Annotated in this window: 1 protein-coding gene and 1 tRNA gene; both read right to left on the bottom strand. The window is 41.4% G+C overall.

Translation table 11 applies throughout. The annotated features are described in order from the left end of the window. Positions 1–3,187 (bottom strand): right-handed parallel beta-helix repeat-containing protein (locus GX437_11745; GenBank protein NLJ08332.1); only part of this gene is annotated, 3,187 nt, incomplete at its 3' end. Positions 3,188–3,439: 252 nt separating this feature from the next. Then, positions 3,440–3,511 (bottom strand) — tRNA-Arg (locus GX437_11740). Between the last annotated feature and the right edge of the window lie 181 nt (positions 3,512–3,692).

The raw sequence follows: 3,692 nt of genomic DNA, 5'->3' as shown, positions 1-3,692 counted from the left end.
TCAGGTCATCTTTTCCAAAATTTCTGACCACTACCCTGACATCATGAGAACCCTCACAAATAATAGCCGCTGGCTGAATGATTGCCGCAATGCCTGCATCATTTTCAGGAACGGTGAATTCGTCAGCTCCAATATCTGGAGTGGTCGGATTGCGTGTTTCTCCGTCAATATCTGTTGTTACTCCGGCAACAGGCTCTCCCGCCCCTTTCAGGCTGGTGTTTTTGATGTGAAGATCGGTGGAGGTATAATACTGAGGATCGACCGACTGGGAATTTACATCTTTCCCTGTAGCCGATTGGAAGGCGGACAAAGTGGAATATGTTGTTCCATTCCAGTAGGCAAAACTGCTTCCGGTGGTTTTCAGGTTATTCCGGTTACAACCGCTTACCTGACTGCCTGATGAAACATTGTAAACCATTCCGTTGGCCAGCACAATATTATTGTTTTTGATGACAATATTCGATGAGGTTCCGGATGAGGTAGCCACTCCGGTATTAGAGGCCGATGCATTGGTAAAATTCATGTTGTTAAATACAACATCCTGATAGTCAACAGCATCCAGATAAACTCCTGTGAGGGAGGGTTTGGCAATAAAGTTATTCGCAGTTATTCCGTGTCCGGAAGAAGTTGCGTTGCAGTTCTGAAGATAAACCGTATAATCCGTATTGTTGTTGTAAAACCTGTTACCTGTTATTTTTATTGAACTGTCGCAATCCAGAAACTGAAGATCATAGTTCCCTGAAACCCGGCTGTATGAATTCCGGATCAGGTTGTTACGGAAAATGACATTGTCGTTGTAACTGATCTGAATGGCGCTGCTGTATGCACTGTCAAAAACACAGTTTTCAACGACAGTTCCGGTTTCATGTTTGGTGGAAGTACCTCCGAAAAGCATGCAATAATTACCAAATTTTACATAGCACTTTTTAAAAACGTTATAATTGTCATCGCTTTGGTCTGACCAGATGTTGTTGGCATTTGAATTGGAAGCCGTAATCGGAATATTTATCATTCTGCAACTTTCAAAAGTATTGTGGTGGGAATTGTTGAGAATATGAAGCACATGCGTAATGGTCAGCGAACCGGTGCGCATGAAGGTTATTCTCTTAAAGGTAACGTAGTCGGCACCAGCCAGTTGGATACAGGCATTGTTGTTACCTGTGGCAGAACTTGAGGGCAGGCTGACAGTTACCTTGGTACTATCGTTGTTCATACTTTGAAAGACAACCGGATTGGAGGCTCCCATTCCCCTGAGTTCGCCAAGTGTGATCTGTTCGGTATAGGTGCCGTCATATACATTGAAAGTGGTTGCACCACATATTCCTCTGGCAGTCATGGCTGTAATCGCATTGTTGAACGACTTGAAATCAGCATTCGTAACATCTCCTATGGTGTATGTTCCCGCCATCCCTGCATATCTGACTGTGGTAAGCGTATCATTCAGTTTGTTTCCGTCAGTCTGATTGTTGGGACTGTCTGTCCAGATTTTTAAGGTATAGGCAGTGTTGGCAGCAAAATTATAACTGCCTATCTGAATCAGTCCTGATGAATTTCCGGGTGATACACTCCCCGACCAGTTATAGGTGGTTTGGGCATTTCCGTTGACCTGCCAGTAAATCTTCAGGCTGGTAATGGTGTTGCTGCCGAAATTCTGAAACTTAACCTTGACATTTTTAATCCCAGGGCAAAAATACAATGGGCTGTCGGCACTGATAATGCCTGCATCGTAAGCAACCGGGAAAAATTCATCGGCACCTATATCTGGTGTGGAAGTACTCCTTGTATCACCATCAATATCGTCAGAAACACGCCAGTAAGGAACAGCTTTCCCGTTGATCCCGACATTGGAAACATGCAGATCTGTATTGGCAGTGTATCCCGGATCCAATGCCAGCGAATTGGCATCCTTGCCGGTTCCGGTTTTCCATGCAGATAAACTGTTGTAATTTACATTATTATACTTCCCAAAAAAAGTGTCGGTGATATAGCAGTTGTTATTGACTACTGTATCGAGTCCGCCATTGGTACTGGGAAATTCGTAAATCAGGCCACCTCCTTTGTTGATAAAGTTGTTGTTCCTGATGTTGACGTAAGTATTCGTATAAGTAGAATTGTGATGAACAATAACGGAAGTTTTCAAAGGAGCAGTGATTAAAAAATTATTGTAGCAGATATCGAGATAATTAGCCCCGTAAATGGAAATACCGCTGCAGGAACTGGTTCCGCCCTTGTTAAATATCCAGTTGTTGATGACCAGATTGGGAGCAGTTGATGACCCCGACAGGCTGACAAAAACTATTCCCCTGACTACCTGTGCATTTTCTGCCAGCATAAAAATTTTATTTTTTGAAATAATCACACTGGGTGATGACTCCAGGCGGATAGCATAAGATACATAATGCCCCTGCCCGGAACCAAAATCTCCCATGCTGAAAATATTTCTTTCAATCTTCAGCCCTGTCTGCGATGTCATATAAATGCCAATGCACCCGTTGGTGTCAAAAACATTGGAAGAAATATAATTTCCATAACAACTGGTAGCGGAATAAATACCATTGTAGCCATAAAGAAACCTGTTCTGGTGTATAATGTTAGTATCGCCATTGCCACTGAAAAAAATACCTGCACCAATGCCTGTAGTCCAGCCAGTAGTGGTATTGCTCGGGAGCTTTCTTGTTTTCATCAGGCATCGTATAAATGAATTATGGTCGGCATCATTGGTTATCTGTACGACTGTATAATAAGCATTCGAGCCTGTACGTTCAAAGCCTATTCCTTTGAAATTTATCCAGTCCGCACCATTGAGCATCACCACATAATCGTCTGAAGATGAGGAACCTGAAGGATATTTCAACATACATTTAGAGCTATCGCCACCGGCAGACTGAAAAGTAATGGTTCGGGAGGAAGATGCCCCTGTAATGGCAGTAAGCTGAATCTGTGTGTTGTTGTAAACCGTGTCATAAACAGTGAATACCACAGAGCCGTTTACGCCAGGTCCCTGAGCTGTTCCACCGTCATTGCGCTGCCCTGATAACAAATCGCTTATCGCAGACGACCAGTTTTTATAATTCGTGGATGTTGCCGTTCCTATTGGGTTGATAGTATAATTTCCGCTTAACTGGGCAAAAAGGAAATTATAACACATGGATAAAGTTACAATGAGAGTGTAAGTAATTTTATTCATAAACGTAAAATTTAAGAGTTATGAAATATTTTTTTCTTTCCCAAATATAAGCATTTTCAGGCAATTTAATTCTGTCAGTGCCTGAAATTGGTTGACCAAAAAGGATAAAATAATTCACCTTTAAACTTCACCTGCCAAAAGGACTTAACAAAATTTCATGAGGGTATTATTCTCAGGATATTCCCTGACTCGTTTCCAAAAATCGGGATTCAATAAAAAAACCCCTTAATTTTTACAATTAAAGGGTTTATGTAGCCCCTACAGGAATCGAACCTGTATTTAAGGTTTAGGAAACCTCCGTTCTATCCGTTGAACTAAGGGGCCTTTTTTTCTGCCGCAAAATTACTTATTTTTCATTTTGCCATTACTCTTTTTAAAAAGATTTTCGGATATTTGCCGTTTATTTTCTTTTTGCATAATTATTATATCGGCCTGAATGAATCTCTCAGTTTTAAAAGAATCGGTTAACTTTCTGAACCTTTTATTTGATAATGTTACCTCTGCG

This window comes from Sphingobacteriales bacterium (assembly GCA_012517435.1).
GTDB lineage: Bacteria > Bacteroidota > Bacteroidia > CAILMK01 > JAAYUY01 > JAAYUY01.
This window is presented reverse-complemented; position numbering and strand designations above follow the sequence as displayed.